Source organism: Candidatus Aciduliprofundum sp. HYA1 (assembly GCF_056175085.1).
The window spans coordinates 331,369-357,677 of sequence record NZ_CM149694.1; the positions used below are offsets into that span (position 1 = coordinate 331,369).

The following is a 26,309-nucleotide window of genomic DNA, read 5'->3' on the forward strand; positions in this document are numbered from 1 at the left end:
ATTTTATTTAATCTTATTCCACCACGAGTCCGTACTGACCAGAATAATTGATGTACACAAATTTTCCCTCAAGTGTTACCTTTCCACCTCCAATCCTTCTATCCGCCAAAACCTTCAGGGTGTAACCCCCATTTACCAAGTATCCATAGTAAAAATAGGAGACCACCGTGCCATGGATCCATACCTTCTCACCCTCATAATCCTTCAAATCTCCTATGCTCACGCAGGGACCGGTGTAGTTGAGGGTTATATTATCCTCGTAAATTATCCCGTGGGAGTAAGTTCCATGAACATAAATGTCCCTCTCTCCAAAATAACCCGACTGAGTGTATATCTTAGTGAAATTGAACCCGTCCGAAACCTCAATATAACGGGATATCCACATAACATTCAATTCTCCACTAACCCTCACCCTCATGCCCACGAAAAACTCTGGATTTAAGAGCAGTTCCCTAATATTCAGATTCAGGTACCTGTCCAGGATCTTCAAGTCATCCTGGCTCTTGACCAGAATCTCCACCATGCCCCTGTACTTCGAGACCACTCCCCTCAAAACCACACGCTCTCCTGGATAAAGGGTGGAATGAAATAGGAGATACGCTTCTGTGCTGTTTTTGAAGGTCTTATCGTAAATTTTTAAGATCTCTCCCCTATGTGTTTGCCTTATATTTCCCACAATGCCCGAGATCTCAACAAAATTTCCCACGTTATTGCCAATATCGGATACGCTCACCCTCTTGGGTGTTATCAGGGACATATAGGCAAAGAGTGATGCAAGGAAAATCATTACTGCCAGTGCTATCGCCAGCACGATCTTCTCGTCCCTGCCCAGCTCCACGCCCATGAATCTCCGTTTTTGTATTTAAATATTGGTACCTGCAAAAACAATTAAATCCCGAATACCATTACACACCATGGAAATTTGCAGGGGCTCACAATGTCTGAATGTTGAACTTGTTGCCTACTCCCTGCCTCGAGAGGGAGGTGTGGACAAATTAATAGCGGAAAGCGCCGCCATATCCCACGCTCCAGAATTCAGGACCCTGAATGAAGAAAGGGTAAGGCACCTTATAAATCTCCTGAAAAAACTGGGGCACGAGAGCGTTTTTGAGCACGCCTGCTTCACCTTCCGGGTGGAGGGCATATCCCGCGTTTGCTCTCACCAGCTTGTGAGGCATCGCCTGGCCAGTTATACCCAGCAGAGCCAGAGATACGTGAGTTTGAAAAACCCAAAATTCATCGTTCCGGAGAGCATATTTGGAAGTGAGTTTGAGGAAGAGTACCTTGAGCTCCTGGAAAGGGCTGCCAGTCTATACAGGAGGATGGTGAAGAGTAAGAGGGTCAGAAAAGAGGATGCCAGATTTATCCTCCCCCAGGGCATTGAGACGAAGATAATCATAACCATGAACGCCCGGGAATTGAGGCATTTCATAGAGTTGAGGTGCGATCCAAGTGCCCAGTGGGAGATACGTGCCATGGCAAAGGAAATGCTAAAACTGGCCCACGAGAGGGCCCCTATTCTTTTTGATGACCTCTATGAGAGATTTATCCTGGACAGATCTGACCAGCAATTATAAAATATGAGGATTTCATGGCTCACGCAAGGTGATTTAAATGGTGGATCAGGAAGCATTGAGAAAAGGTCAATCCCAGCTTGAAAGGATAAGGCAGGCCAAGGAGACAGAAAAGCGTATAGCGGAGAAGATGAAGAAGATAAAGCACAAGTTGATGGTACTCAGCGGCAAAGGTGGAGTGGGCAAGACAACGGTGGCTGTTAATCTAGCAGTTACCCTGGCTTTGAAGGGCTACAAGGTCGGACTTCTGGATGCCGACATTCATGGTCCAAATGTGCCAAAGATGCTCGGGGTGCAGAATGCCAAACTCACGGTTAACGATGATGGCATGCTCGTGCCCGTGGAGCCTGTACCAAATCTCAAGGCCATATCCCTCCAGATGGCACTACCCCAGGACGATGCTCCAATAATATGGAGAGGTCCGTTGAAGCACAAGGCCATACAGCAGTTATTGGATGAGGTTGCATGGGGAGATCTTGATTTTCTCATAATTGATATGCCACCCGGCACGGGAGATGAATCCCTGAGCATATCTCAGCTCATACCTGATATGGACGGTGTGCTTATAGTGGCCACGCCCCAGGAGGTCGCTTTGCTCGATGCCACAAAGGCCATAAACTTTGCAAGGCAGATGCAGAAGAGGGTTGTGGGAATAATCGAGAACATGACCGGAGAGATCTTCGGGCAGGGTGGAGGAAAGAAGGCTGCAGAGAAGTACAACGTGCCCTTCATTGGAAGCATACCCATGGATGCACGCATCGTCAAATGCGGTGATACGGGCGAACCCTTCGTTATGAAGTATCCGGATTCTGAGGCAGCAAAGGCGTTCCACGACGCGGTTGATAAACTCCTCGAGGTTCTCGGGGAGAAATAACCCCCTTTCTTTTGCAAAGTATTTTTACAGATCATAGCAGTTTAAAGACCAAAAATTTATAATGTGAAAATCAATATCACTTTTAGGGATGAACATGCGGCTAAAAATGAACATTAAGGATTTGAAAGAGATTACGAACCTTCTTCTCACGCTGGTATCCGAGGCGAAATTCGAGGTAAATCCCAGCGGGATCAGCGTGAAGGCTGTGGATCCTGCCCACGTTGCAATGATCGTACTGAATGTGAACAAGGACGCCTTTCTGGAGTTTGATACGGAAGAGGAAGAACTGGGGGTGGACCTTGATAAGGTCAGGGACATTCTAAAACTCGCATCATCAGGGGATGTGGTTGAGATTTCGAAGGATGGCAGCAAACTCACCTTCCTCATGGGAAATCTCACGAGAAGTATGCCCCTCATCGATACAAGTGCACTAACCGTTCCCAAGGTTCCAAATCTCGTGCTTCCCGCGAAGGTCGTGCTTCCAATCAAGGAGTTTGAGCACGGAATAAAGGCCGCAGAGAGCATATCTGATAACATAACCCTGCGCATCACACCAACCGAGTTTGAGATGTACACCCAGGGCGATCAGGACGAGGCCCGATTGAACATACCAAAGGACATGCTAAAGGAACTATCATGCGACGAGCCTGTGAAGAGCATGTATCCCGTGGATTACCTCGTTAAACTTGTGAAGGCCATGGACTCTGCCAACGATCTCACCATCTACATGGGCACGGATTATCCAATAAAAATAGAGTTTGATATAACTGGCGGTGCGGGTAAGGGTGAGTACCTGCTTGCCCCGAGAATTGAGGGAGAGTAAAATTATTACTTCTTTCCAAATCTCTTTTTGAAAAGGAATTTTAGGTTTCTCAGTCCATCGTTCCATGTGTTGAGTTTAACCTCGCCCTTGCGTTCGCGGTACTCAATGGGTACCTCCTCACATTTGAATCTCTTCCAAGCCTCTATTTTTATCTCTTCGCTGAAGGGCATACCATCGCTCGTTAGATTAAGATCCTTCAATATTTTGCGGCGAAAAATCCACATCCCGCTCTGTGAGTCCCTAATCTTCACTCCAAATAAAAGACGCGTGGTGAGAGTGAGAACCCAGTTTCCAAATTTGTGGGTCAGGGACATTGCACCCCTCTGCATCCTGCTGAACCTCTCGCAGGATATGAAATCCAGATTGTTCTTGATCAGATAATCCACCAGTTCGGGTATGCGCTCTGCCGGATAGGTATCGTCCCCGTCCAGGGTCACTATTATGTCCCCCTTGGCCTCTGCAAATCCCGTCTTGTAGGCACGACCATAGCCCTTGCGGTTCTCCACTATGACCCTTGCACCCTTTTCCCTGGCTATTTCCCTTGTTCTATCTTTAGAGTTTCCATCCACAATTATTATCTCCCACTCGTACCTGGGATCCCTTGGAATCTTATCAAGCACGTGTCCAATGCTCTCTTCCTCGTTTAGGGTTGGTATGATCACGCTAACCTTCATCTCCTATCACCGTACCTCTCTCCATACAATTTGCATGCCAGATAACCCATCAGGGCAAAACCAAGGCGTATAAGCCCCCATAGCGATAACTGGGAGGGGTTGAACATCCTTTCGGGCTTGTACCTGTTCCACAGGTTCCCATGCTTCATTGTCAACTGCTTTCTTCCGTACCCGTTCCAGAACGCCTGCTTGGCAAATGAGTAAAAGGAGTCTCGGGTGCGATGATACACAATGGCCCGGGGATTGTAAACGATGTTTCCTCCAGAATCAATGGCCCTTATGTTCAGGTCAATATCCTCGGCAGTCATGAACCATGGGTCAAATCCGCCAATCCTCTCAAAAAGCTCCTTGCGATAGGCGAGATTGCAGCTGGGAAAGGTCACGTCAAATCCCCTATAATACAGTTCCACCCGTTCAAGTTTCTCCCAGGGGCCGTAACCGATGTACATCGTCCTTCCTGCAACTATATCCGCCCCCTCCCTGAAACTCTTCCTTATCTCCGAGAGCCAGAACGGGTTGACTATATCATCTCCATCGGTGAAGGCCACATAATCGGCCTGCGCCATTTTAACCCCGTAATTGCGCCCCTCACCTCGGGTTCCCCCCTTGACATAAAGGTGGATGAAATCGTACTCTTCCTGATACCTCTTTATTATATCCACAGTCCTGTCCTCACTGTGGGCGTCAACTATAACAATTTCAAAGGGGGGCTCCTGAATTATGAGAGAATCGAGCAAATCGGATATGTGCCTCTCCTCGTTTCTGACGGTTATAACGATGCTTATGAACACGGGTCCCATATCCCATTCATATTTAATAAATTTCCTCCCCAAATATTTAATCCTCAAATCCCATTAACCCCCGTGCCCATAAAACTCGTTGTGTTTGATCTGGACGATACAATAGTCATAAACACCGTTCCATTCTCCCAGATAAGGGAGAGAATATTCAGAAAGATAGGAATCGAGAAGGGTCCAAAACATCTTTACGAGTTTCTTCGCGATATGGGAGAGGAGTATGTGAAAATTCTGGAAGAGGAGGAAATATGGAGAGCAAGACAGGCGAAGATCCATCCCTCGCTTCCCGAGATTTTAAAGTACCTGGATTCAAGAGGGATAAAGAAAGTGGTGCTCACGAGAAACTCGCGCAGGGCCGCAGAGATTGCACTTGGAGATTATGCATCCAAGTTTGACTGCGTGATAACCCGGGACGATGGATTTGAGCCAAAGCCAAGCCCGGATGCCCTGCTGCATCTTCTCAAAAAATTCAACGTGTGTGGTAAGGAGTGCCTTGTTGTTGGAGATTACGAGTACGATATGAGATCCGGGAAGGATGCGGGATGCATCACGGTGTGCATAGGGGACTGGGATGCAGATTATAAAATAAAGGACCTTGCAGAGATCTTAAAAATTTTAGAGGAGAGAGTTTGAGAATCACTTGCCCCCGAGAAATCTGAACTCTCTGGCAAATATTTTCCAGTTCATGGCCAGGTGTATTATTATCAGGGTCATCATTATTAGCCCGTAGTTGGCACGAAGTTTGAGAAAGTCCAGGTGTGTCATTCCTAGAAACATGCCATGCTTTGCAGTTATAATCGTTCCGATCGTTATGAATATCACTCCGAGAAAAGCGATGAAGAGAACCAAAGAGTACGCTGCCTTCAACCTCAACTTCCTTCTCATCTTCGGATTGTTTTTTGCCTTTTCAAACACTTCCATCATGGGATCCATTCAGATACCTCCTATCAAGCGTAATGGAGCATTTTATATAATGCTTGGCACTTCAAGGTTAATCAATCACGATCTTTCCATCCCTCTCCATCCTCAGCATGGCCAGGCGAACCACGGCCTCAAGAGATTCATAATCAAGCCCCGCCAGATCGGGTCTCCATTTCACCTCCTCGTAAATCTGCTCTATCAACCTCTCTATGTATGAATTCTCAATCTTCAGTACCATAGGGCCACCAGGAAAATATAAGATTTAAATGTTTGCAACGATGCATTCTCCGAAATTTTCACGTATTCTATTGCATATGCTGTGAAGAAATTTGGAATCATGGGGTCTGAGCTCTGAGAATTTAGGGTCCAGCGTACCACCATCCGTGGAGTATTGCTGGATAACGTATCTCTTCGCACCACGGATCCAGGAAGATATGCTCTCAAAATCCCTCTCAGATAGAACAGGAACAGCGGTGGTTCTAAACTCGTAATCCCTGGCCTCCCCCATTATCAATCTGATGCTCTCATTTATCTTATCCATATCCACAGGCCTGCCTGCAAGCTCACTGTACCTCTCCCTTGGAGCCTTTATGTCCATGGCCACATAATCAACATAGGGCATTAATTTTCTGAGAATCTCAGGATTTGTGCCATTGGTATCAAGTTTTACAGGCACAATTTTGGATAGTTCTCTCACAAACTCTGGCAGATCCGGATGTATGGTTGGCTCTCCACCGGTTATGCAAACTCCATCTATCCATTCCCTGAGCTCTCTTATTCTATCCAGAACATTTTCAGGCGAAATGCTCGTCTCAAGGGCTTCTGTGACAAGGGTGTAATTGTGGCAGAAGGGACAGCGAAAATTGCAGCCGTAGGTGAATACCGTTGCCACCATCTTGCCACGCCAGTCCACAAATGATTCGGGCATGAATCCCCCAATCAGCATGGAAATCACATCAGTATCAGCTGCACCTTTTCCTTCCTTTCAACCTCTTCACTCTCCACCTGAGGAGCTGTAACGCTCTGAGCTATATCCCTGTAAACCTTCCAGCGCCCTTCCATGGCGTTGAGGTTGAAATCAAGACGCATTCTGAATTCCTCCCTCTTACCGTTGTTCCACGCATTCACTGGCCTGAAATAACCCACCACCCGTGAATAAACTTCAGTTTGCCTTCCACAGTACGGACATTCAAAATGCTCTCCGGGAATATAACCATGCTCCGGACATATTGAAAATGTGGGCGTTATCGTGAAATATGGAATCTTCGTGTTGGTTGCAATCTTACGTGCAAGAGCCTTTGCACTTTCTTCACTTACCCTTTCTCCAATGTACGTGTGAAAAACAGTGCCACCTGTGTAAAGGGTCTGAAGCACTTCCTGATGTGCCAGGGCCTCTATTATGCTCACTTTATAATCTGCAGGTAGCCAGGTTGAATTTGTGAGATACGGCTCCTCCTCTCCCGATGTGTATATATCCGGATGTATCTCCCTATCCAGTCTGGCAAGGCGATACGATGCTCCCTCTGCAGGTGTGGCTTCAAGATTGTAAAGATTTCCCGTTTCCTCCTGATAAATTTTTAGGACCTCGCGCATGAATTTCAGGGTTTTTATGGCAAATATCAACCCATCTTTCTCGTAAATTCCGTATCCGAACAGATTCACAAGTGCCTCATGCATGCCTATTAGCCCTATTGTTGAGAAATGGTTGTTAAAGTGACCAAGGTAAATCTTGGTGAAGGGCAGCAGTCCCCTGCGCATGTTTTCGTTCACAATTTTTCTCTTTATCTCCAGACTGTCTCTCGCAAGATCCATGTAGTGTCTCAGCAATTCAAAAAACTCATCTTCATCACGAGCCTCGTATCCAAGACGATTCAAGTTTATTGTAACCACTCCAATTGATCCCGTCAATTCTCCAGAGCCAAAAAGCCCGTTTCCCCGAGCACGAAGTTCGTTCATATCCAGCTGCAAACGGCAGCACATTGCCCGTATGCTCCTTGGATCCAGATCACTTCCTATATAATTCTGGAAATAAGGAGTACCATATTTTGCAGTCATTTTGAATAAAAGAGATGCGATCTCCCCATCCCAGTCAAATTCAGGTAAAAGATTGTACGTCGGTATTGGAAATGTGAATATTCGCCCGTTGGCATCACCTTCCATCATTATCTCCATAAATGCCCGATTCAGCATATCCATCTCTTCCTGATAATCGGAATATGTTGTGCTGAGCTCTTCACCTCCAACTATGGCATGCTCCCTGCCAAGGTCCTCGGGAGGGACCAGGTCAAATGTGAAGTTCGTGAATGGTGTCTGAGAACCCCACCTTGATGGAATGTTGAGTCCATAGATGAGACGCTGCATATTCTGCTTAACCTCTCTATAATTCAATTTATCATGGCGTATGAACGGAGCAAGATAGGTATCAACGCTGCTGAATGCCTGTGCCCCTGCAAACTCCATCTGCATGGTGCCCAGAAAATTTATGATCTGCGCCACTGCCGTGTCCAGATGCCTCGGTGGCCGGGCATTGATCTTTCCAGGAACCCCACCGAATCCCCTGAGCAGGAGATCCTTCAGGTACCACCCCGCACAGTACGGAATGATACCAAAGGATAAATCATGTATATGGAAATACCCCTTCCTGTGTGCCTCTGCAATCCTGCTATCATACACATGCTCCAAAGTATACTCGCTCATAACCTCCCCAGCAACATGGAGCATGAGCCCTGAGTAGGAGTACCCCGTGTTGCTGTTCTCCTTCACCTTCCAGTCACTCTGCGTTAAATATCCCTCAACAACATCCTTCACCTGCATAAAATAATGCATACCCCTGCAATATAAATTAATTTTTTTGAACAGAGATGATAAGAAACATGGTAAAATAAACTTTAAAAAAATCAAGTTTACTTTAATTCTTCAGGACTGCTGGATGTTGCGGATTATAGCTTCGTGCTGATCTACCTGCTATGCGGTAAGATATTTTTTCCGTGGAAAAAGGGAAATTACCTATTGTTCGGAGATGATTTTATACACCTGCCTGTGAAAATGAGAAATGTGATTCCTCAAACTCTCATGGGTCGGAAGGTGAAGGTCAGCACGAGGGATGCCCTTTACACTGGGAGAATTTCGGACCTTGATGAAGAGGCACTTTTTGTGGAGGAAGATGGAGAGAAGTACATCATTCCCTGGGATACGGTACTGTTCATAGCGGAGAATAGGAAGGAGTACAAGGACGAGGAGCTGCGGAGGGAGCTGAGGCACGTCAAACTCGTTTATGCTGCAACGTGCCTGGCGATCATGGCCTGCGGTGCTCTGATTGGACTCGTGGTGAGGTGGTTATCTTGAAATACATGGAGAAGTTTTCCAGTGCAAAGGTGCTTGTAGAGCTTGATGATTCCACGCTTATATATGGAAAGATAGAGGAGGAAGATTCTGGATTCATACTCATTGAGAACTCACTTGAAGTCACTCCAGATGGAAAGACATACTCACACGGAAGAACTGTATTGAGGAAGGATAAAATAAAGAGCGTTGAGAATTCCGAACCCGAGGAGGTCCGTGAGATTGCCGTTGAGAGAAGGACGTATGATTACTTCACTCTAATTATCGGAGCTTTCTTTGGGGCGGCAATTCTTTTGTTTTGGTTTGGGCTTGGGTAGGTTGATTTGGTGATTTAACAAATCTTCGGGATAAACCTTTAAATATTTATTTAAAGTATCTAAACAAGGTGATATGAATGGGAGAAAATAAGGTAAAATGCCCGATATGTGGTGCAGAGATAAATGCTGAACCATTGAAGACTTGGAAATTTGGCAGGTGGAACGTATCCAGGTTTCAATGTCCAGAGTGTGGAAGTAAATTCAATTTGTATGTGGATTCAATGGGTGAAAAGAAAAGCTGGTATGTTAGAGCATAAACATCATTTCGACAAAAAATATATATTCACCCATTCACTAATCTTTTTCTATGAACCCTCCTATTTTAAGAGATGTTTCAGCTGAGATTAAGGAGTTGCTGGAGAAGGAGTTGGGCAAAAAGGAACCCAAGGATGTTTTCAGAAAATTGTTTTGCAGCATATTGAATTTTGATTATGCAAATCAGATATTTTCAATAGAGGGTGTGGATGAATTACTTGATGAGCCACTTGTCGCCATTGCCAAGACCACTCCCCCACTAGGAGAGGGTTTTTACATATTTTACGGCTCAATGGAGAGGATAAGAAAAACAGCTAGAAGAAAAATTGTAAAGAAAATCACAGAGGAGTTATCTCCCTTTGAGGAGGCTTCTTTTATCCTAATATTAGAAGATAGGAAATTAAAGATTTGGGAAATTATAACTTACGCTTCATTATTTGGTAAGTTGCAACTCAAGATATTCAGAGTAGGTCCTGGAGAATCACACAGAACAATATCAGAGAATCTCTCAAAGCTTAATCTAGAGTCTCCGAATATCACCAGAACTGAAGTTGCAGGATTGATTGAAGAGGTTTTCAATGTAGAGCCTGTAACTAAGGAATTCTATGAGAAGTACAAGGAAGTGATCGATCATCTTATTGATTATTTGAAAAGTAAGTATCGCAAAGATTTGGAAATGCATGCTCCAGCAGGAGTTGATATAAACTTGTTTGTGCATAGAAGTGCCAAGAGTTTTGCTCACACTCTTCTAAACAGGTTGATATTTACCATTTTCCTTCAGAAGAAAGGATGGATTGGTGGGAAAAAAGATTTTCTTGCCTGGCTCTATGAGAATTATGGGAAATATTCTTCTGATTTCTATGGAGAGTACCTGAGGCCCTTGTTCTTGGAGGTCATGAATAGGCCCAAAAATGAGAAAGAAGAAATTGTGGAAAACTTGTCCCTGCCTCCAGAAGTTAAAGAGATTTATAAGGAAATAATGTACTTTAATGGTGGCCTTTTCAATCATCTTAGGGAGTTTGGGGTTGATATCGATGAGATTATAACATCATTTGAAGATGATAATGGCAGACAGATTATAGGGGAAATAATGGAGTTCTTACACAGTTATAATTTCACAATAACGGAGGAGTCTCCATTTGAGGTGGAAGTTGCAGTTGATCCTGCAATGCTAGGCTATATCTACGAATCCCTAATTGCAGAGCAGGAGAGAGGTTCTGCAGGTATATTCTACACTCCTAGGGAAGAAGTTGATTTTATGTGCAGGATGGCTCTATTCAATCACTTGTCCAAGCGATTTGATAAAGGGATTGTTATGGATATTCTATTTAGAGAGCTGGATGGAAATCTTAGGGTTCCTCACCAAATACTAGACGAACTTGAAAAAATTAAAATTATAGATCCTGCAAGCGGATCTGGGGCTTTCTTGGTTGGGATGTTCAATGTGATCAGGGAAATTTATGAAAAAGCGGGAATCCGGGTGGATTTTGAGAGAAAGAGAAGGATAATTCTTGAAAATTTGCACGGGGTTGATGTGAAGGAGTGGGCAGTTAGAGTGGCTGAGTTAAGGTTGTGGCTTGCTCTTATTGAAGATGAAGACAATCCTCCGAATTTTGTTCCATTACTGCCTAATCTAACTCCAAATTTGCGGGTTGGTGACTCTTTAGTTTCTGAGGGAATTAAGATAGGCGATTTTGTGGTGGGAGGAGTTCGCATAGAAGGTACGCCTGTGGCCCTGGAGCTCAAGGATAAATTTTTTGTGAATTTGAAAAAGTATAGTGGGGAAATAGAGAAAATAAAGAAAGAAGTGTTCACTGGCAGCAAGGGTGTTGTTGAGTTGGAAAATAAACTTGTTGATATATTTATAAAAGCACTGAAAGAATATGGACTTCAAAGCTATATAGATAGTGACCAAATAAAGGATGTGGAGATAAAGAAAATTATTGATGCATACAATGAGGGAAAGGAGATAAAGATCCCGTTTTTCTGGAATATTGATTTTGCGGATGTTATGAGAAGCGGCGGTTTTGATATTGTTATTGCCAATCCACCCTATGTCAGGCAGGAGAATATATATCCCGAGTTCTTTGATCCAGATGAACTGGAGCTTCTATCTGTGGACAGGGATAAATTGAAAGACGCTTACAAAAAAGCGGTGATTGAAAATACTGCAAAGATTGTGGATACTAAGATAAGTAAGCGCTCAGACATATATGCGTATTTCTTTATGAAAGGTATTGATATACTGAAAGGGGGCGGTACGCTTGTGTTTATCACATCCAATTCTTGGCTTGATGTGGATTATGGTGCCTGGATGCAGGAGGAGTTCTTGAAGAAGACGCACCTTAAGTTCGTGATTGACTATCCTCACAGGACTTTTGAGGAGGCGGATGTAAACACGATAATCACCGTGATGGAGAGAAAGGGAGACATTATGCTTGATTCCAACGCAAAGGTCAAGTTCACAAAATTGAAGAAGAGCATTGGAGAGTTGAAGTATGAGGATTTTGCCGAGATTCTTGGAGATATTAGAGATGGCACCGAGGTGAAGGTATTTGGAGCAACGGTTGTTTCCGTTGATGGCAGAGCCGCAAGGTATCGGGTGGTGGATGAGGTCAATCTGGCAAAGTTGGGCGGTGCCACTGAGACAAGAACAGAACAAAAGCGAGATAAGATAATAATTCCCGGATACGAGGGTGCCAAATGGGGTGGGATATTGATAAGAGCACCGCCCATATTTTATACAATACTTAAAAAGGGCGAAGGAAAACTTGTGAGGCTTGGGGAGATTGCTGAGGTTAGATTTGGAATTAAAACTGGTGCCAATGAGTTCTTTTACCTTGAGCCAATAAAGAACCCTGATGAGTGGCCCGTGTGCGAGATTTGCGGAAGGGTGCACAGGCCAGATGAAGGGCTCGTGGCTGTGAAGAACAAGGCGGGGTGGGAAGGATACATTGAGGAGGAGTTTTTGAGGCCTGTGGTGAAGAGCCCGCAGGAGATAAAAACATACAAGATAAGGCTTGAAGATTTGAAGTATGAGGTGTTTTTGTGCAATCTATCCAAGAAAGAGTTGAAAAATCAAGATAAAAAGCATGCTTTGAAGTATATTGAATGGGGTGAGAAGAGGAAATATCATAATAATGCATCCATAACTGGGCGGAAATTATGGTGGGAAGTCCCTAAGGAAATGGGCGACACATTTTGGGGTAAAGAACTAAGACAACGTATTGCAGTATTCTTTTCAGATGAAAAATTATTTGCAGATTGTAGATTGTATGTTTCTTCAACCAGTATCAAATTGAAAGGTATTCTAAATTCTAGTCTTTCTTACTTTATTGATGAAATGTTAGCACGCCAGTTAGGCGGAGGCGGTGGACCAAGAAGTATCATGGTATACGAACTCAAGAATCAAATATTGTTAAATCCCAAAATTTTAGATAATTATATTCGGTCCCACAAACTAAAGAATGCACTTAATTTAATTGCCAACCGCGAAATCAAGTCCATCTTCGAAGAACTCGGCCTGCCGAAGCCAAACAAAGATTTCAGCAACATCAAGCCCGAGGATGTTACGCTGGAGGGTGTGATGCCCGATAGAAGAGAACTGGACAGGATAATTTTTGAAGCACTCGGCCTGACTGAGGAGGAGCAGCTGGAGGTTTACCGCGCCGTGGTGAGTTTGGTGAAAGAGCGGCTGGTGAAGGCCAAGAAGTTTGGGAGGTGGAAGAAATGAGTGGAGAGGTTGATGCAGGACCATTTATTGATATAAATGAAATATCGTTGGATAAATACTTGGAAGAACTAAGAAGATCCTACCCCATCTATGGAGAAATTCTCAAGTGGCTAACTATGGATGCAAAGTATTTGCCATATGGAACTCTAATGGAGGTCTCTCTATTTTACAGGTATGTTGAAGCTTTATTTCATAATGCATTCCAGGCCTATTTGTCGTTTGCTTTGTTGAGTGGCCACAACAAGTATGTGCTTTCTGCGTTTTATGAAGATCACGAGTCGGAATCCCCTGAAGATATAGCAAAGGGATTTATAGACTATTTATTGGAGTCTATGGATAAAGAACCTGCTGGTGATTGTGACGAATACACGAATATTGCAACAGGGGAGCAAATAACAGTGTGTGTGATAAGGGTTATACCTTTACCATTGTCTGTATATGAGAGAAAATTGATTTATAAGAATTTAAATGATAAAATAGAGAAAATATTCAACAATCATAAAAATTGCATTGCTGTTGTGGAACCCATAACTTATCATCTATTTAAGAAAGACATAGTGTCTCTGAGAGACAGGTATGAGAACATTTATAGCGTTGAAGAATTCTTACATGATTTTGTTGGACTAAGTGATGACGAAATAAAAAATATAAACAATGATTGGAGTTCAAAAATTAAAGAAGAGGTTAAAAAAAGGTTATATCAGCGGTTTGATTTTTTAAGATTGTATGATCATGCTGTGAGGATAAACAATATAAATCGTTTAATTAAAGATTTGGATGCATGTAGATCTTTTGAAACAACATCAATTCTCATAATTCGGCAAAGTATAGAAGAAATGCTTCGGGTGTTATATTCATGGTATAAAAACGCAGATGCTCCGGAGTCTTTTACAGCAGGCTCTTTATTAAGAAGCATAGAGGCCCCTATTAAGGATTCCTTTGGAGAGAATATTTACAATGACTTAAACTATATCATAGATAAAGCCAATAAGCTAATTCACAACTCAAGTTTGGTGTGGGATGAATACGACAAAATAAAGATGATTGAAAAAACAAAACTCATATACAAATTAGTTAAGAAAGAGGTGTCTCTTGGTGAGAATTGAAGAGCAGATAGTTGAGGCGTATGTTCGCTACATAAAAGGCAGATTCACCATCTCACATATAAAATGCAAACGCAATAAGAAGATTGATTTATTTGCTGTGGATTTAGATGGGAGTATATTATGAAAACTCATTAGAAAGAAGGTGAAAAAATGCCCGTTAGCCCGATCCAGAAATTCAACGAATATGGCTTGATAGACAACCAAGAGGTCCAGCTGCTGAGCGTATTGAAAGAGGTTATGACCTCTGGATATTATGGAGAGATAGACATAACGGTGGGCTTTCTATTTTTAAGTGGACTTCATAGTATTGTGGATGAGATGGATGAATTTTTCCAAAATGGCGGGAAGATGAGGATTGTTATGGGAAGCATCACAAACAAAGAGACCTATGAGGTTCTGGCATCAATGTATCATTCTCTGGAGGACTTAAAAGAGGAATTAAGCAGGAGAACTTTCTCAAATTCTGGTGTGGAGAAAGAGATGGACACCTACGCCAAGACTTTGGGAGTTATGGAGCAAAATGCAAAAAATGAGGAATATATAAAAAAGTTAAGGGAGTGGATTGAGGGTGGAAATCTAGAAGTAAGGGTTTATACAAAGGAGTTTATGCATGCCAAGGCCTATCTTTTCAAGCCTAAGGAGAGTGCAGTATCGCCTATAGGATCTGTTGGCTCTTCAAATTTCTCTCTGGCAGGTCTGTGGGGAAATACAGAACTTAATTCAATTGTAACATCAACTCATTTTGCCAATCTGGAGAAATGGTTTGAGAAGATATGGAATGCATCGGAGGATTTCAATCCTAAATTACTTGAAATAATTGCTTCCTGTTGGGCATCCCAAACGCCGGGTAATTTTCCCAAACCGTACTTTGCTCTTATGCGCGGATTGATGGAGTTGTACCCTCAGGTGGATAAGGGAGAGAAGGGGCTATTAATGCCTACGGCCCTGGAGAAGTTATACGATTTCCAGAAAGATGCGGTAAAAAGGGCAATATCTACAATAAACAGGTATGGTGGAGTGCTAATAAGTGATGTCGTGGGTTTAGGAAAAAGTTACATAGGCTTGGCTCTTTTAGAGCATTTTTCCCTAATGGAGATGTTTGAGACTGGGCGCTCTAAAATTGCAATAATTGCACCACCCAAGTTGGTGCCTATGTGGGAAGGCTATCTTAGAATGTTTAAATTAAATGGGAAGGTATTCTCTGCCGGGTTATTGCTCTCTGGAGTTATTAGGGAAGGGAGTAAAATTAGGTTATCCCCAAAGGTGGCTGAGATGCAAGAGTATCTGAATTCTGTGGGCATTGTTCTTGTTGATGAGGCTCACAAGTTCTCTAATCCAAACTCAAATTCTTATGGTAATTTGCAGGTTCTTCTCTCTAATAAAAAGGTTATACTTTTAACGGCCACGCCCTATAGAAAAAGTTTTAGAGATATTGTGCACCAAATACAGCTCTTCATGCCTGGAGAGCACCACAAATTTCCAATATCTCCCACAAAATGGAGTCAAGTGATAAAAATGGTTGAAAATGGACTATTGGACCCATCATACATATTGAGGGAGATTATGGTGAGAAGGACGAGGAGGGACATAATAAAGTATTATGGGAAGTCTAAAGAGGAGAATTGCATATACAAAGGAAAAGAAAAAGAGTGCTTCCCTAAAAGGGTCCTTAAAACTGTAGGATACAATATATCTTCAATATATTCAATAAAGGGTATTGAAGATAGTGTATTAAAGGAAATAGTAAGGTATTCGGATGGTACTTATTTTAATAGCAAATCTCCTGGAGATTACAAAAATATCTACGAGCTCCTTGTTGCAGGTATAAGAACTATGCTCTATACTCGCTATGATTTATACAGATATGTGAAGGAGAATGTTAAAAACAAGGTAGAATATCAGAATCTCAAGCATGCAGGAATCAATTTAAGGGGTATAATGAAAACCCATTATCTTAAGCGTCTAGAAAGCTCATCTCATGCATTTTACATTTCCCTTAAAAAGAGTTTGGCCATAACAGAAAGTTTCCTTAAATTCGTGGAGAGAGGATATCTTCCCATAGGAGAGGAGTTTGATGATGTCCTTTATGTGGATGATGATAATCCCAGACCACTCACTGATGAGGAAATTGAAAAAATAGTTGAGGAATTTGGAAAAGATGAGACATCGCCTTTGAGAAAATATAAAATTGGAAACTTCAAGGTTGTGGAGCTTAAACAGAACTTAAAATTTGATATAGAAAAAATGAGGGGCATGTTATACATCGTTGAGCGTGTGCATAAGAACGTGATTCAAGAACCTTGGAAAGATGAAAAACTAAGAACTTTGGCTAATGTTATAGATCAGATCCTCTATAAGGAGAAAGAAAGAAAAATCCTCGTTTTTAGTGAGTTTGAAGATACGGTAAAATGGATTTACAATGGACTTAAAAAAATGATTGAAGAGGGTAAAGTTGAACATCCTGAATTGTGGAGGGATAAATTAGACTATGCGTCTTCGGGTAAAAATGTTGAGTATATTGCCTCTAGATTTTCACCCAAATCAATGTCAAAGACCTCAGTGATGGCACATCAAATCTCTGAGGAAGAAGAATTGGATATTCTAATAACTACCGATGTTATGAGTGAAGGTATGAATCTTCAGGATGCAAATTATGTTGTAAACTATGATATACACTGGACTCCCTATAAGTTAATACAGAGAATAGGGAGAATTGATAGAATTGGGAGTAAGCATGAGGTCATTAATGTTATTAACTTTTTACCAGAAACAGGTCTTGAGAAAAATTTAAAGTTGATAGATAAGGTTAAGGCTCGAGCGGAAGAGTTTGCAACGGCCCTGGGAGAGGATGGTAAAATAGTTACAGAAGAAGATAAGGTGAATTTATCAGCGATGGAGGCAATCTATGGAGGTAAAGTGGAGGATATTGAAAAACTTGCAGAGAAGAGTGTTATTTCAATAACAACATCTGCAGAAACCGCACTTGAGAAATTTATAGACGAGCATCCTAATGACTACGAAAATCTAAAAAATATCATGAGTATAAGAAGTGCTGTGGGGGTAGAATCACCAAAAACTATCGCATTTATAGTATGTTCTGATGGCATTACACCTCAATATTATACTTATGAATATTTTGATGGAGAATGGAAAAGAGAGTACATATCTCTTGATTATTTTATACGAGATGATATAAGTTATGATACACCACCCCTCCAGGAGTGTGATATGGATATGTACAGAGAAGTTCTAAATATCGCACTAAAAGATTATAAAGATATGTTAAGAAGCAAAGAGGGGGTAAAAGGAAAGAAGGTAAATATCAAAAGTAAGAATGTTAAGGATTTTATAGGAAGGCTAAAAAGGATATCAAGATCCATTAATAAACCTAAATCTACCCGAGAACTAGCTGCAATTTACTATGATGTTTTAAATTGGGGATATAAAAACATAACTCCATTTAGAAAATCAATTAATGACATAGCTAAAAAAGGATCTTGGAGGAGAATGAAAGATGAAGAATTTTTGGAGGATGTAAAATATCTTTTGGATATGTACTCTATATTCTCTAGGAAAAATGATGCAGAAAAGGTGCTAACTGAAAAGGGTGAAAACTATCTAAAACCGCACATCACGGCAGCTTTAATAGTTAAAGGAAAAAGCAAAAAATAAAGCATGGGATTGATTCCTGGACGCTTTGAAACCAACATACGGAGGTATTAAATTAATGATTTTGTGGAGAAGCCTATTCATGTTTGTTTCCAGATTCATTATTTGAAAAACCCCTACTCTCTCTGTAACTTACCATCCTAAACGGTAGGGAAAGATTTAAATCTATGACCGTCATCATTATGACCATGGTCATAATAAAGAGAGATCATGATATTAAAAACATAGAAACCCTGGGGAGATGGGTATACATCTGCGGTCGGAGAAAGACGGGAAAGACTTTCTTGGTGAGGCATTTTATGCACTATGACAGGTACTTTTTTGTGAATAGAGACCGCACCGTGTTCACTGAAGATGGGAGAAAGCTCAGTTATGAAACTTTCTTTGAGATAGTACGGGAGAGCATTGGGCATGATAGAATAGTTATTGATGAAATGCACCGACTTCCGGATGAGTTTTTTGATTACCTGCATTCCACAGGTAAGCAGGGTGAACTTATAGCCATATCTTCCACACTCTGGTTATCGGAGAGGCTTTTGGGGTCTGGCTCACCGCTTCTTGGTTTATTTTCCATGTACATCCTTGGGTTAGCCAATGAATGTGATGTCATCGCATCTCTGGATGGTAACCCCGCCGATATACTCAAGGCGGCAATATATCTAAGGGAGCCCATACTGGCAATGAATTACAGGGCGCCAATAGAGAGATACCTGGCCACCTATCTCCATGGAAACAGGCTGACTGTGAATGAGATAATTGGTGAGATATTCTCCGAAGAGGGAAGACGTATCTCACAGGTTTATGAAGGCATACTTCGAGCCATTGCCTCTGGAAAGCGTAAAAGCGGAGAGATATCCTCGTTTCTCTTTTCCAGAAAACTTATACCAAAGGACAATCCGGGTGCAATACAGAGACATCTTGATGTTCTGGTACGGCTGGGATTGATAGAGAAAATTGAGACCTTAAAGAGAGGATTCTACTATGTGCATTCCTCTCCACTTTTTAACCTGCACTTCTACCTTGATGAGAAGTACGGTTATGTTGAGACAGATGTACCCGTGGGATACGTGTATGATGTTGTGAAGGAGAGTATTCCTAGAGACATGGAAAAATTCATCTGGGACTTGCTTGCCAAGAGGCTTGGGCTGAAGAAGGTTAAGATTGAGAACCCGGAGATAGATATTGCCCTCAAACGATTCAACAGGGTGGTGCTTGTTGGGGAGGTCAAGTGGCGGAAAAATATAACTGATGGTCAAATCAGAAAGATTGGAGATACTCTTATGAAGTTTGATGCAAAAAGAGTGATCGTGGTTCCGGACAAGGCAGGTCTAAGTGAGCCAGAGGGCGCAGTTTTGCTGGATGCAAGGGACATCATCTCACTTTGCAATGAAAAATCTGAACTTCTAAGAGAGCTTTTGTGAAAATTATTTACTGCTCTCATTTCTACGGGTGCTGTAGAGACAGTTTGGCAAGATATATCAGCCTGCTATAATCATACAGTAGAGTGTGGTCGTGATGGCCAAGTAGGTCAAATCACTCACTCAACTGAGCAAATCTGTGGAAAAATGCTCAGTATAGTGAGCAAATTTTAACTCCCTCTTCAAGGGCATAAGCACCTGCATCAGCGGTTGCAATCTGACCTCGTGCTATCGTGAAGGTCACGTAATACGGATCACAATCTCTCCGACTTCTACTAACCTCTTTTCCCTGTTAATGCTCATTTACCCCCAACTTGTATGTCAAATCTATTTGACACCACTATTAGCCCCATTAGTCCCATCGTTAGCCCCATGCCAATTTTTGTTAGCCCCATTTTAGCCCCATGCCTCAAAACGATGGGGCTAATCCAGTTCTACACGGGCTCCGTTTGTAAGTTTTGACCATCTTTAGCCCCATCGTTAGCCCTGTTTTAGCCCCATGCCATTTTTCTTTAGCCCTATTTGGGGTTCAAATTGACATCCTTTAGCCCCATTTAGCCCTACCCCCTAAAATCGTGGGGCTAATATGGGACTACACAGGCTCTGCTTGCATCTTTAGCCCTACCGTTAGCCCCATGCCAATTTTTGTTAGCCCCATCGTTAGCCCCGTTTAGCCCCATCGTTAGCCCCATTTAGCCCCGTTTAGCCCCATTAGCCCCATGTTTTTAATGGGGCTAATAATACATGATAATAGGGGGCTAATAGGGCTAATATAGGGCTAATAACATAAGGTATCATGGGGTATCATCAGGCCGAATTAACCCGAATTAAGCCGAATGAAGCCTCAAATGGGGGCAAAAAGTGGGGTTATGGGTCATAACTCCTCGGTTGGTTGTGCTCGGTCGGGGGTCATCTCATAAGGTCAGGTGGGTAATCATCAAGTCGCATTAAGTTGCGTGAATTCTCTCACGCTTCAAAATGCAGGGGTGCAAATTGGGGCTAATGGGACAAATGTGGGGCTAATAGGGGACAAATCAAATACAGAAAACGTTTTATATGTCCACGATAAAAACCCACTGTGAGAAGGGAGATATGGGTTGTAGTTGCGCTCATCGTGCTTGCAAACATACTCAAAACCTCCCCCATATACCTGGTCCTCTACCTCATTGCCATGGCCATAGCCTCCTGGAGACTCTGGAGAGATCTACCAAAATTCTTCGTCCTGGCCTTCTCAATAGGATTCCTGGCAGAGATCATCGGAACGAGAACCTGCATACCATTTGGATGCTACCGGTACGTGAATTTACAGCCCCAGATCCTGGGTGTGGGACTGTTTGTCCCCTTTGCCTGGAGCATATTCGGGTTCTTCACCTATCTGGCAGCAGGATACTTCACAAACAACAGATGGAAAAGAGTTCTGCTGGCATCCATTCTTATGGTGCTTCTGGACCTTGCAGTGGATCCTCTTATGACCTCCTGGAAGGCATGGGTCTGGAGCACCCACACTGCAATAAACTGGTTCGGCATACCCTGGACCAACTATGCGGGGTGGTTCATAGTCTCATTTTTCATATTTTCCTCCTACCATCTACTCCAGAGAGGCCATGTGGAAAGAGAGATGCTCGTAATTGGACCTCCCACCTACATCCTAGAAATGCTCACCTTCCTGATCTACTCCCCAACCGCGGCAAGGTACCCCGTGCTGATCTCAACCGTTTTTGGCATTGCTTTCATATCCTCCCTGTTCATACTATTTAGGGCAAAGATCTTATACCCAGAATTCCACAGATTTAAATATAATTAAAAGGATAACTCCTGGTATGAAAGGTTCATTGAAAAGTTACAAAAGATCCATAATGGCCATCTCTCTGATCAACCTTCTTCTCGGAGTGTTCATAGCGGGCTTTGGATTCAACGCAATATTCGAAGATATAGCCGTACCAAAGAATGTTGTTTCTGCATTCATATTCGGAATGAAGCTCGCCTATGGCAGCGGCCTGGCCTTTGAATTTCTGTTCCTCCTCATCGGCATGTTCTTCGTGTGGAAGTTCTACAGGCACGGACAGGGGGACATTGGTGCCATGGCATCTTTCACCGCTTCTGCGCTTCTGCACATATTCACGGTATCCTACGCATACACTGTTGTGCTCGCCTACGAGGCTGGAAACATTCTGCGTCCGGTAAAACTCATAGGAGATCTGGTGCTGTGGAGCGGGGCAGGTTTGCTCTACATGCTGTTTATAACCCTGGACATCGTTCTCCTTGGAGCTGCGCACACAAAAATAAAGAGAGGTGAGGCTCACAAATAATTCAATCAGCGAACAATCAAGAGACCATCCTTCTCCATTTTCAAAAATGCAAGGTATAATACCGTCTGAAGCGCCTCCTTATCCACACCAAAAAGGTCCGGCCTTTCCTTTACTTCGTGCTCATAAAGGTAATCAACAAGCTCGTCAATATACTCATCATCTATCTCAACACCCATAATTCTCACCGTATGAACAGCGGTGACAAGGTATTTAAGAGTTCCTGTGTCGTTTCTGCGACTCCTTCAATCCCCTGTCTATAGCATTTATGGCAGCGGCCACTATAATGCCGGTTATGAGCATTCCGGTTATTGGGAGAATGAACACCGCTATTATCTTTCCGAGTATGGTGTGGGGCACAATATCCCCGTAGCCCAGGGTCAGGGCCGACACAAAGGCAAAGTATATGCCATTTCCAATTCCTATGCCCTCAATGTAGCCAAGCAGAATACCCATCAGAAATATGAAAAGAAGCAGGGTTGATATTATGTTTCTCACCACGTATATGACCTTCAGAAATATCCTGAAAAATACCTTGAACCTTATTATGTTCGGAATCTCCTCATTCTCCACATCATTCATTTTCACCACTCACCTTTTTGGAAGCCACAGGGTCAGCACACCACCTATAATGAGGGACAGCATCATAAACATCATGGCCGAGCGCATGGCCTCTGCAAGTGCCACGTTTATTATATGATTGATCTGGGGCATGTATTCGGGAGGTATGGTTATCTCTCCCTGCTTTATCTTGAGAACCCACTCAATAACCATGTGCCTGTCCACATTTGGAAACTTCGTCTGTATCATTCTGGTTATGGAGTTGATCATACCCAGTATGAGCACTGCCCCTATGAACGCTGTTCCAAGACTCATCCCAAGCTGTTTCTGGGAATTGAACACGCCCGAGGCCTCGGCCTCCTGATCCTCCTTTGCTCCGGACATCGCAAGATTCGTGATCTGGGAAAATATCAGCCCCAAACCAGTTCCGTAAAAGAGCATGCCTGGGGCCAAATCCCATCCCGTTGCACTCACCGAAAACTCCTGCATGAAGAGAAAAAGCCCTATGAATGCCATAACTATGCCCAGCTGGATTATGGACCTGGGCGAGAGGTACTTCATTAGCCTCTGGCCTGACACGGAGAATATAAACATCATCAAGGACAGGGGAATCAGGGCAATGCCCGTTTCCATGGCGTTGTACCCAGTTACAGTTTGAAGGAAAACAGGGATGGTGAACATTATGCCAGCCAGGGTTATCTGGAAGAATATGCTCACAAGGTTCCCCACAGTGAAAACCCTTGATTTGAAGAGGTTCATATTCACCAGGGGCGCCTTGAACTCCCTCACCAACTTCCTCTCGTACCACACAAATACCACGAGTATGAGCACACCAAGCGCAAGTATACCCACAACAGGAGAATCTCCCAGGGGATCTATGAGAAGCACCGAGAGGGTCACGAGAAACAGACCTGTGGCCGATAGAATAGCCCCCACAATATCAAATTTCAGTTTCTTCGTGGGAGGATAATCACGCAGTATGCCTATCTTAGCGATCATGCCCGCCACTATGAATGCCTCCATTCCAAACCCCATCCTCCAGGTTATGTAGGTGGTGAAAAATCCTCCAATTATGGGACCAAAGGCCGCAGCAGCTCCTGCAATTCCGCCCCAAACTCCAAAGGCATAGGCCCTGTCTCTGCCAGAATACTCCTTGGTTAGATACGTAACCGTCACGGGCATCATCAGGGCCCCTCCTATGCCCTCAAGAATTGACCAGCCTATCAGAAGAACGGGTAAATTGGGCGCCAGTGTAGCCGTTGTTGTGCCCACCCCGTATATGATCAATCCCACTGTGAAGGTCTTTTTCGTGCCCCAGAAATCCGCAATTCTGGCCCCAATGATCATAAACGCCGCCATAACAAGAGCGTAAAGGGCAATGGCGAGCTGTATCCCATCCACGGTAGTGTTCAGATCACGGACAAGGGCAGATATGGAGACGTTCATCATCGTTGTATCAATGGTCATAATGAACATGGCAAAACTCATCATTGTGAGGACTCCCCATCTGCCCCGTGTTTTGTGCGCTTCCTTCATTGTGAAAAAAGTATGAGTGTGGAGTATAAATAATTTCCACAGGCCGGAAGAAGGTAAATTTTAATACCCTCAAACAGATAGCCCATTATGATAAATCCCAGAGAAATGCGCAGGCTAATGCGTCAACTTAAGGCCAAGGAAGTTGATGCCTACGAGGTCATAATCAAGGCCAGGGACGGAGATTACGTTATTGAAGATCCCCAGGTAATGTACATGGAAATTCAGGGTCAGAAGATGCTCCAGGTTGTTGGAGAGATGAAGAAGATTGAAGTGGAGGAGAAGAAGGAAGAACTTCCATACACCGACGAGGACGTGCAGCTTGTAATGCAGCAAACGGGATGCAGCGAGGAAGAGGCCAGGAAGGCACTTGAAGAGGCAAATGGCGAGCCTGCGGAGGCGATCATATCAATAATGAGCAGGAAGTGAGAGAGGAGATCCTACGAAGAATCAAACCCGACAGGGATGAGGAGAAGAGGTTGTGGAGCACGGTAGATGAGCTGCTCTCCAGAGCCAACGAAGAACTTGCAAAGCGGGGCTTTGGGAAGGATGCCATTCTCGTGGGCTCGGTGGCCAAGGGCACCTACCTCAAGAATCCAGACATAGACATATTTCTGAGACTTCCGCCCGATACCGATAGAAAAACCCTGAAAATGGTGGGCATTGAGGTGGGCAGGACAATAATACCCGACGGCTTTGCCAAGTACGCAGAGCATCCCTACTGGCGCGGCACTTACAACGGATTCGAAGTGGACATAGTGCCCTGCTACAAAATCAACGATCCGAAAGAGAAGATCAGTGCGGTGGACAGAACCCCATTTCACACGGAGTACATAAAATCCCACATAAAGGACTGGCAGAAGGATGAAGTACGTCTCTTGAAGGCCTTTCTCAAGGGCATAGGTGCCTACGGTGCAGAGGCAAAAATACAGGGATTTTCAGGATACCTGGCAGAACTGCTCATTTTGAAGTACGGGGACTTTATGAACACCCTGAAAAATGTGGCGAAATGGAGAATGAGAGTTTACCTTTATCTTGAAGAAAGAGGCGCCAGATTCAGAGCGCCTGTTGTGTTCATAGATCCTGTGGATCCTGAGAGAAACGCCGCCTCTGCAGTCAGCGAGGAGAGGAAAAGTCTATTCATCTATGCTGCAAAATCCTATATGGAAAATCCCAAACTCGAATTTTTCTTTCCAAAACCTCTCAGGCCAATGGATTGGCAGGAAATAAGGGATGCCATTTCAAAAAGAGGGACAAATTTCATCGTTATCAGGGCTCCAAGACCGGATATCATAGAGGACAATCTTTATCCCCAGATAGAGAGAAGTATGGATTCCTTTCTGAAAATCCTCTCAGATTTTGATGTTGTTTCACATTTTTACATTGTACAAAAGGATCATGTGTATTTCATCATTGAGGTGGCCAGGGATCGCCTGCCCAGAGTTAGAGTGCATGAGGGTCCCCCCGTATGGCACGAAAACTCGGATAATTTCATAAAAAGATGGAGAGGCAGAGCACTCAGGGGCCCCTACATAGGAGGTAACAGGTGGTATGCGGATATTGAGAGAGATGCGTGCACAGTGAGCGAGGTCTTTTTCAAAAATATACAAAAATACAAATTGGGAAAGGAATTTGAAAAAATAAAAAAGGAACTTGTTTTGGGCACCATTTATGATTTTATGGGTGAAATTGATGCGCAAGCCCTGACCAATTTTTTCATGGCTGCTTTCCCATGGGAACGGTAATTTCAACCTTTGAATAGTGATCCTGTGGCTCAGGGGAATTCACATAATTCACGTCCCATGCCTCCACGGTGATTTTTCCGTTATTGGTTATGTTGTACGTGACATAGTATCCATTTATCCGTTTGGCAAGGTGCCCGTTTATCTTGACCTGATCAACCCCCACATTATCCGATACGAAGGCCCGAACACTTATTTTATTACCCCACTTCAATTTATCTATGTTTTTATCGTACACACCGTGAGAATAGGTGTAGATCACAACCCATGCAGTGCCATTGTAAACCTCCACATTTCTTATCTGGGGTGGAGATACATCGTTTAGTGGAGGATTAAGGGCCACAGTCCATCCAAGGAACCAGATAAGGAGGAACATCGTTATTGCATAGAACCAGGTTTTCTTGTCCTTGAACTCAGCATGCAGCTTTCCAAGTATGGGCTTTAGAATCAGAAGGAAACCGAATCCCAAAATGGCTCCAAGATAAACACTCACATAGACCTGAAGGTACCCGGATATGAGGCCAAGAATCAGGGCAACGGAGAATATGAAAATTATGCCCTTGGCCTTCTTAATCTCACTTACCAAGAACTCGCGCTCGTCAAACTCGGGCTCTTGAAATATTTCCTTTTCCTCCTCTTCAGGAGTCTTTCTTCTCTTTGCCAT

General features: G+C 43.4%; 27 protein-coding genes. 16 read left to right on the forward strand and 11 right to left on the reverse strand.

Going from position 1 to position 26,309, the window contains the following annotated elements:
* Window positions 1–13: 13 nt before the first annotated feature.
* A complete protein-coding gene (locus tag AC0S1O_RS01880; RefSeq protein ID WP_475394071.1) occupies window positions 14–844 on the reverse strand; it encodes a DNA-binding protein in 831 nt (276 codons plus the stop codon).
* A 70-nt stretch (window positions 845–914) separates the two neighbouring features.
* On the opposite strand from AC0S1O_RS01880, the gene thyX reads away from it, so the two are divergent.
* The 3 genes from thyX (at window position 915) to AC0S1O_RS01895 (ending at window position 3,271) form a co-directional block, all read left to right on the forward strand.
* Window positions 915–1,577 (forward strand): FAD-dependent thymidylate synthase, encoded by a 663-nt coding sequence (thyX, locus tag AC0S1O_RS01885; protein WP_475394072.1) that lies wholly within the window; start codon window positions 915–917, stop codon window positions 1,575–1,577.
* 37 nt (window positions 1,578–1,614) lie between these two features.
* Window positions 1,615–2,448 (forward strand): Mrp/NBP35 family ATP-binding protein, encoded by an 834-nt coding sequence (locus tag AC0S1O_RS01890; protein ID WP_475394073.1) that lies wholly within the window; start codon window positions 1,615–1,617, stop codon window positions 2,446–2,448.
* Window positions 2,449–2,554: 106 nt separating this feature from the next.
* Window positions 2,555–3,271 (forward strand): DNA polymerase sliding clamp, encoded by a 717-nt coding sequence (locus tag AC0S1O_RS01895; RefSeq protein ID WP_475394074.1) that lies wholly within the window; start codon window positions 2,555–2,557, stop codon window positions 3,269–3,271.
* Between the two features lie 5 nt (window positions 3,272–3,276).
* On the opposite strand, the gene AC0S1O_RS01900 is transcribed toward AC0S1O_RS01895, so the two are convergent.
* Together AC0S1O_RS01900 and AC0S1O_RS01905 are read right to left on the reverse strand one after the other, a co-directional pair.
* Entirely contained in the window at window positions 3,277–3,945 is a 669-nt protein-coding gene (locus AC0S1O_RS01900) for a glycosyltransferase family 2 protein (RefSeq protein WP_475394075.1), read from the reverse strand.
* Entirely contained in the window at window positions 3,942–4,745 is an 804-nt protein-coding gene (locus AC0S1O_RS01905; protein ID WP_475394076.1) for a glycosyltransferase, read from the reverse strand. Before AC0S1O_RS01905 ends, AC0S1O_RS01900 begins: the two co-directional genes overlap by 4 nt.
* Window positions 4,746–4,808: 63 nt before the next feature.
* Between AC0S1O_RS01905 and AC0S1O_RS01910 the strand changes: the two genes are divergently transcribed.
* Complete coding sequence (locus tag AC0S1O_RS01910; protein ID WP_475394077.1) at window positions 4,809–5,375, forward strand: HAD family hydrolase; 567 nt, start codon at window positions 4,809–4,811, stop codon at window positions 5,373–5,375.
* Window positions 5,376–5,378: 3 nt separating this feature from the next.
* Here the strand turns inward: AC0S1O_RS01910 and AC0S1O_RS01915 are convergent, their stop codons facing one another.
* The 4 genes from AC0S1O_RS01915 to AC0S1O_RS01930 are packed head-to-tail and all read right to left on the reverse strand — an operon-like array spanning window position 5,379 to window position 8,477.
* Window positions 5,379–5,675, reverse strand: a complete 297-nt coding sequence (locus tag AC0S1O_RS01915; RefSeq protein ID WP_475394078.1) for a hypothetical protein — start codon at window positions 5,673–5,675, stop codon at window positions 5,379–5,381.
* 58 nt (window positions 5,676–5,733) lie between these two features.
* The gene (locus AC0S1O_RS01920; protein WP_475394079.1) at window positions 5,734–5,901 is read right to left on the reverse strand and encodes a hypothetical protein; all 168 of its coding nucleotides are present in this window, start codon (window positions 5,899–5,901) and stop codon (window positions 5,734–5,736) included.
* A 24-nt stretch (window positions 5,902–5,925) separates the two neighbouring features.
* On the reverse strand, window positions 5,926–6,609 hold the full coding sequence (locus tag AC0S1O_RS01925) for an anaerobic ribonucleoside-triphosphate reductase activating protein (RefSeq protein ID WP_475394080.1): 684 nt from the start codon (window positions 6,607–6,609) through the stop codon (window positions 5,926–5,928).
* Window positions 6,610–6,614: 5 nt separating this feature from the next.
* Window positions 6,615–8,477, reverse strand: a complete 1,863-nt coding sequence (locus AC0S1O_RS01930) for a ribonucleoside triphosphate reductase (protein ID WP_475394081.1) — start codon at window positions 8,475–8,477, stop codon at window positions 6,615–6,617.
* Window positions 8,478–8,708: 231 nt separating this feature from the next.
* On the opposite strand from AC0S1O_RS01930, the gene AC0S1O_RS01935 reads away from it, so the two are divergent.
* The 10 genes from AC0S1O_RS01935 (at window position 8,709) to AC0S1O_RS01980 (ending at window position 21,812) form a co-directional block, all read left to right on the forward strand.
* Window positions 8,709–9,008, forward strand: coding sequence for an LSm family protein (locus tag AC0S1O_RS01935; RefSeq protein WP_475394082.1), 300 nt, complete (start codon window positions 8,709–8,711; stop codon window positions 9,006–9,008).
* Window positions 9,005–9,322, forward strand: a complete 318-nt coding sequence (locus tag AC0S1O_RS01940; protein ID WP_475394083.1) for a hypothetical protein — start codon at window positions 9,005–9,007, stop codon at window positions 9,320–9,322. Before AC0S1O_RS01935 ends, AC0S1O_RS01940 begins: the two co-directional genes overlap by 4 nt.
* A 77-nt stretch (window positions 9,323–9,399) precedes the next feature.
* Entirely contained in the window at window positions 9,400–9,579 is a 180-nt protein-coding gene (locus tag AC0S1O_RS01945; protein ID WP_475394084.1) for a hypothetical protein, read from the forward strand.
* Window positions 9,580–9,629: 50 nt separating this feature from the next.
* Window positions 9,630–13,310 (forward strand): Eco57I restriction-modification methylase domain-containing protein, encoded by a 3,681-nt coding sequence (locus AC0S1O_RS01950; protein ID WP_475394085.1) that lies wholly within the window; start codon window positions 9,630–9,632, stop codon window positions 13,308–13,310.
* The gene (locus AC0S1O_RS01955; protein ID WP_475394086.1) at window positions 13,307–14,416 is read left to right on the forward strand and encodes a hypothetical protein; all 1,110 of its coding nucleotides are present in this window, start codon (window positions 13,307–13,309) and stop codon (window positions 14,414–14,416) included. Before AC0S1O_RS01950 ends, AC0S1O_RS01955 begins: the two co-directional genes overlap by 4 nt.
* Window positions 14,406–14,540 (forward strand): hypothetical protein, encoded by a 135-nt coding sequence (locus AC0S1O_RS01960; RefSeq protein ID WP_475394087.1) that lies wholly within the window; start codon window positions 14,406–14,408, stop codon window positions 14,538–14,540. The genes AC0S1O_RS01955 and AC0S1O_RS01960 overlap by 11 nt, the downstream gene beginning before the upstream one ends.
* Before the next feature lie 26 nt (window positions 14,541–14,566).
* The gene (locus AC0S1O_RS01965; RefSeq protein ID WP_475394088.1) at window positions 14,567–18,088 is read left to right on the forward strand and encodes a helicase-related protein; all 3,522 of its coding nucleotides are present in this window, start codon (window positions 14,567–14,569) and stop codon (window positions 18,086–18,088) included.
* 164 nt (window positions 18,089–18,252) lie between these two features.
* Complete coding sequence (locus tag AC0S1O_RS01970) at window positions 18,253–19,506, forward strand: AAA family ATPase (RefSeq protein ID WP_475394089.1); 1,254 nt, start codon at window positions 18,253–18,255, stop codon at window positions 19,504–19,506.
* A gap of 1,075 nt (window positions 19,507–20,581) precedes the next feature.
* Window positions 20,582–21,307, forward strand: coding sequence for a carotenoid biosynthesis protein (locus AC0S1O_RS01975; protein ID WP_475394090.1), 726 nt, complete (start codon window positions 20,582–20,584; stop codon window positions 21,305–21,307).
* A 16-nt stretch (window positions 21,308–21,323) separates the two neighbouring features.
* Window positions 21,324–21,812: a hypothetical protein gene (locus AC0S1O_RS01980; protein ID WP_475394091.1), complete on the forward strand. Its 489-nt coding sequence runs from the start codon at window positions 21,324–21,326 to the stop codon at window positions 21,810–21,812.
* Between the two features lie 5 nt (window positions 21,813–21,817).
* On the opposite strand, the gene AC0S1O_RS01985 is transcribed toward AC0S1O_RS01980, so the two are convergent.
* The 3 genes from AC0S1O_RS01985 to AC0S1O_RS01995 are packed head-to-tail and all read right to left on the reverse strand — an operon-like array spanning window position 21,818 to window position 23,906.
* The gene (locus AC0S1O_RS01985) at window positions 21,818–21,988 is read right to left on the reverse strand and encodes a hypothetical protein (RefSeq protein ID WP_475394092.1); all 171 of its coding nucleotides are present in this window, start codon (window positions 21,986–21,988) and stop codon (window positions 21,818–21,820) included.
* Window positions 21,989–22,022: 34 nt separating this feature from the next.
* Entirely contained in the window at window positions 22,023–22,391 is a 369-nt protein-coding gene (locus tag AC0S1O_RS01990) for an ion channel (protein WP_475394093.1), read from the reverse strand.
* A gap of 9 nt (window positions 22,392–22,400) precedes the next feature.
* Window positions 22,401–23,906 carry an MFS transporter gene (locus tag AC0S1O_RS01995; RefSeq protein WP_475394094.1) on the reverse strand — a complete coding sequence of 502 codons (1,506 nt, stop codon included), beginning with the start codon at window positions 23,904–23,906 and terminating at the stop codon, window positions 22,401–22,403.
* Window positions 23,907–23,993: 87 nt separating this feature from the next.
* Between AC0S1O_RS01995 and AC0S1O_RS02000 the strand changes: the two genes are divergently transcribed.
* Window positions 23,994–24,332, forward strand: a complete 339-nt coding sequence (locus tag AC0S1O_RS02000) for a nascent polypeptide-associated complex protein (RefSeq protein ID WP_475394095.1) — start codon at window positions 23,994–23,996, stop codon at window positions 24,330–24,332.
* On the forward strand, window positions 24,329–25,648 hold the full coding sequence (cca, locus tag AC0S1O_RS02005) for a CCA tRNA nucleotidyltransferase (protein ID WP_475394096.1): 1,320 nt from the start codon (window positions 24,329–24,331) through the stop codon (window positions 25,646–25,648). The genes AC0S1O_RS02000 and cca overlap by 4 nt, the downstream gene beginning before the upstream one ends.
* Here cca and AC0S1O_RS02010 read toward each other — a convergent pair.
* Entirely contained in the window at window positions 25,620–26,309 is a 690-nt protein-coding gene (locus tag AC0S1O_RS02010) for a hypothetical protein (RefSeq protein WP_475394097.1), read from the reverse strand. The genes cca and AC0S1O_RS02010 overlap by 29 nt on opposite strands.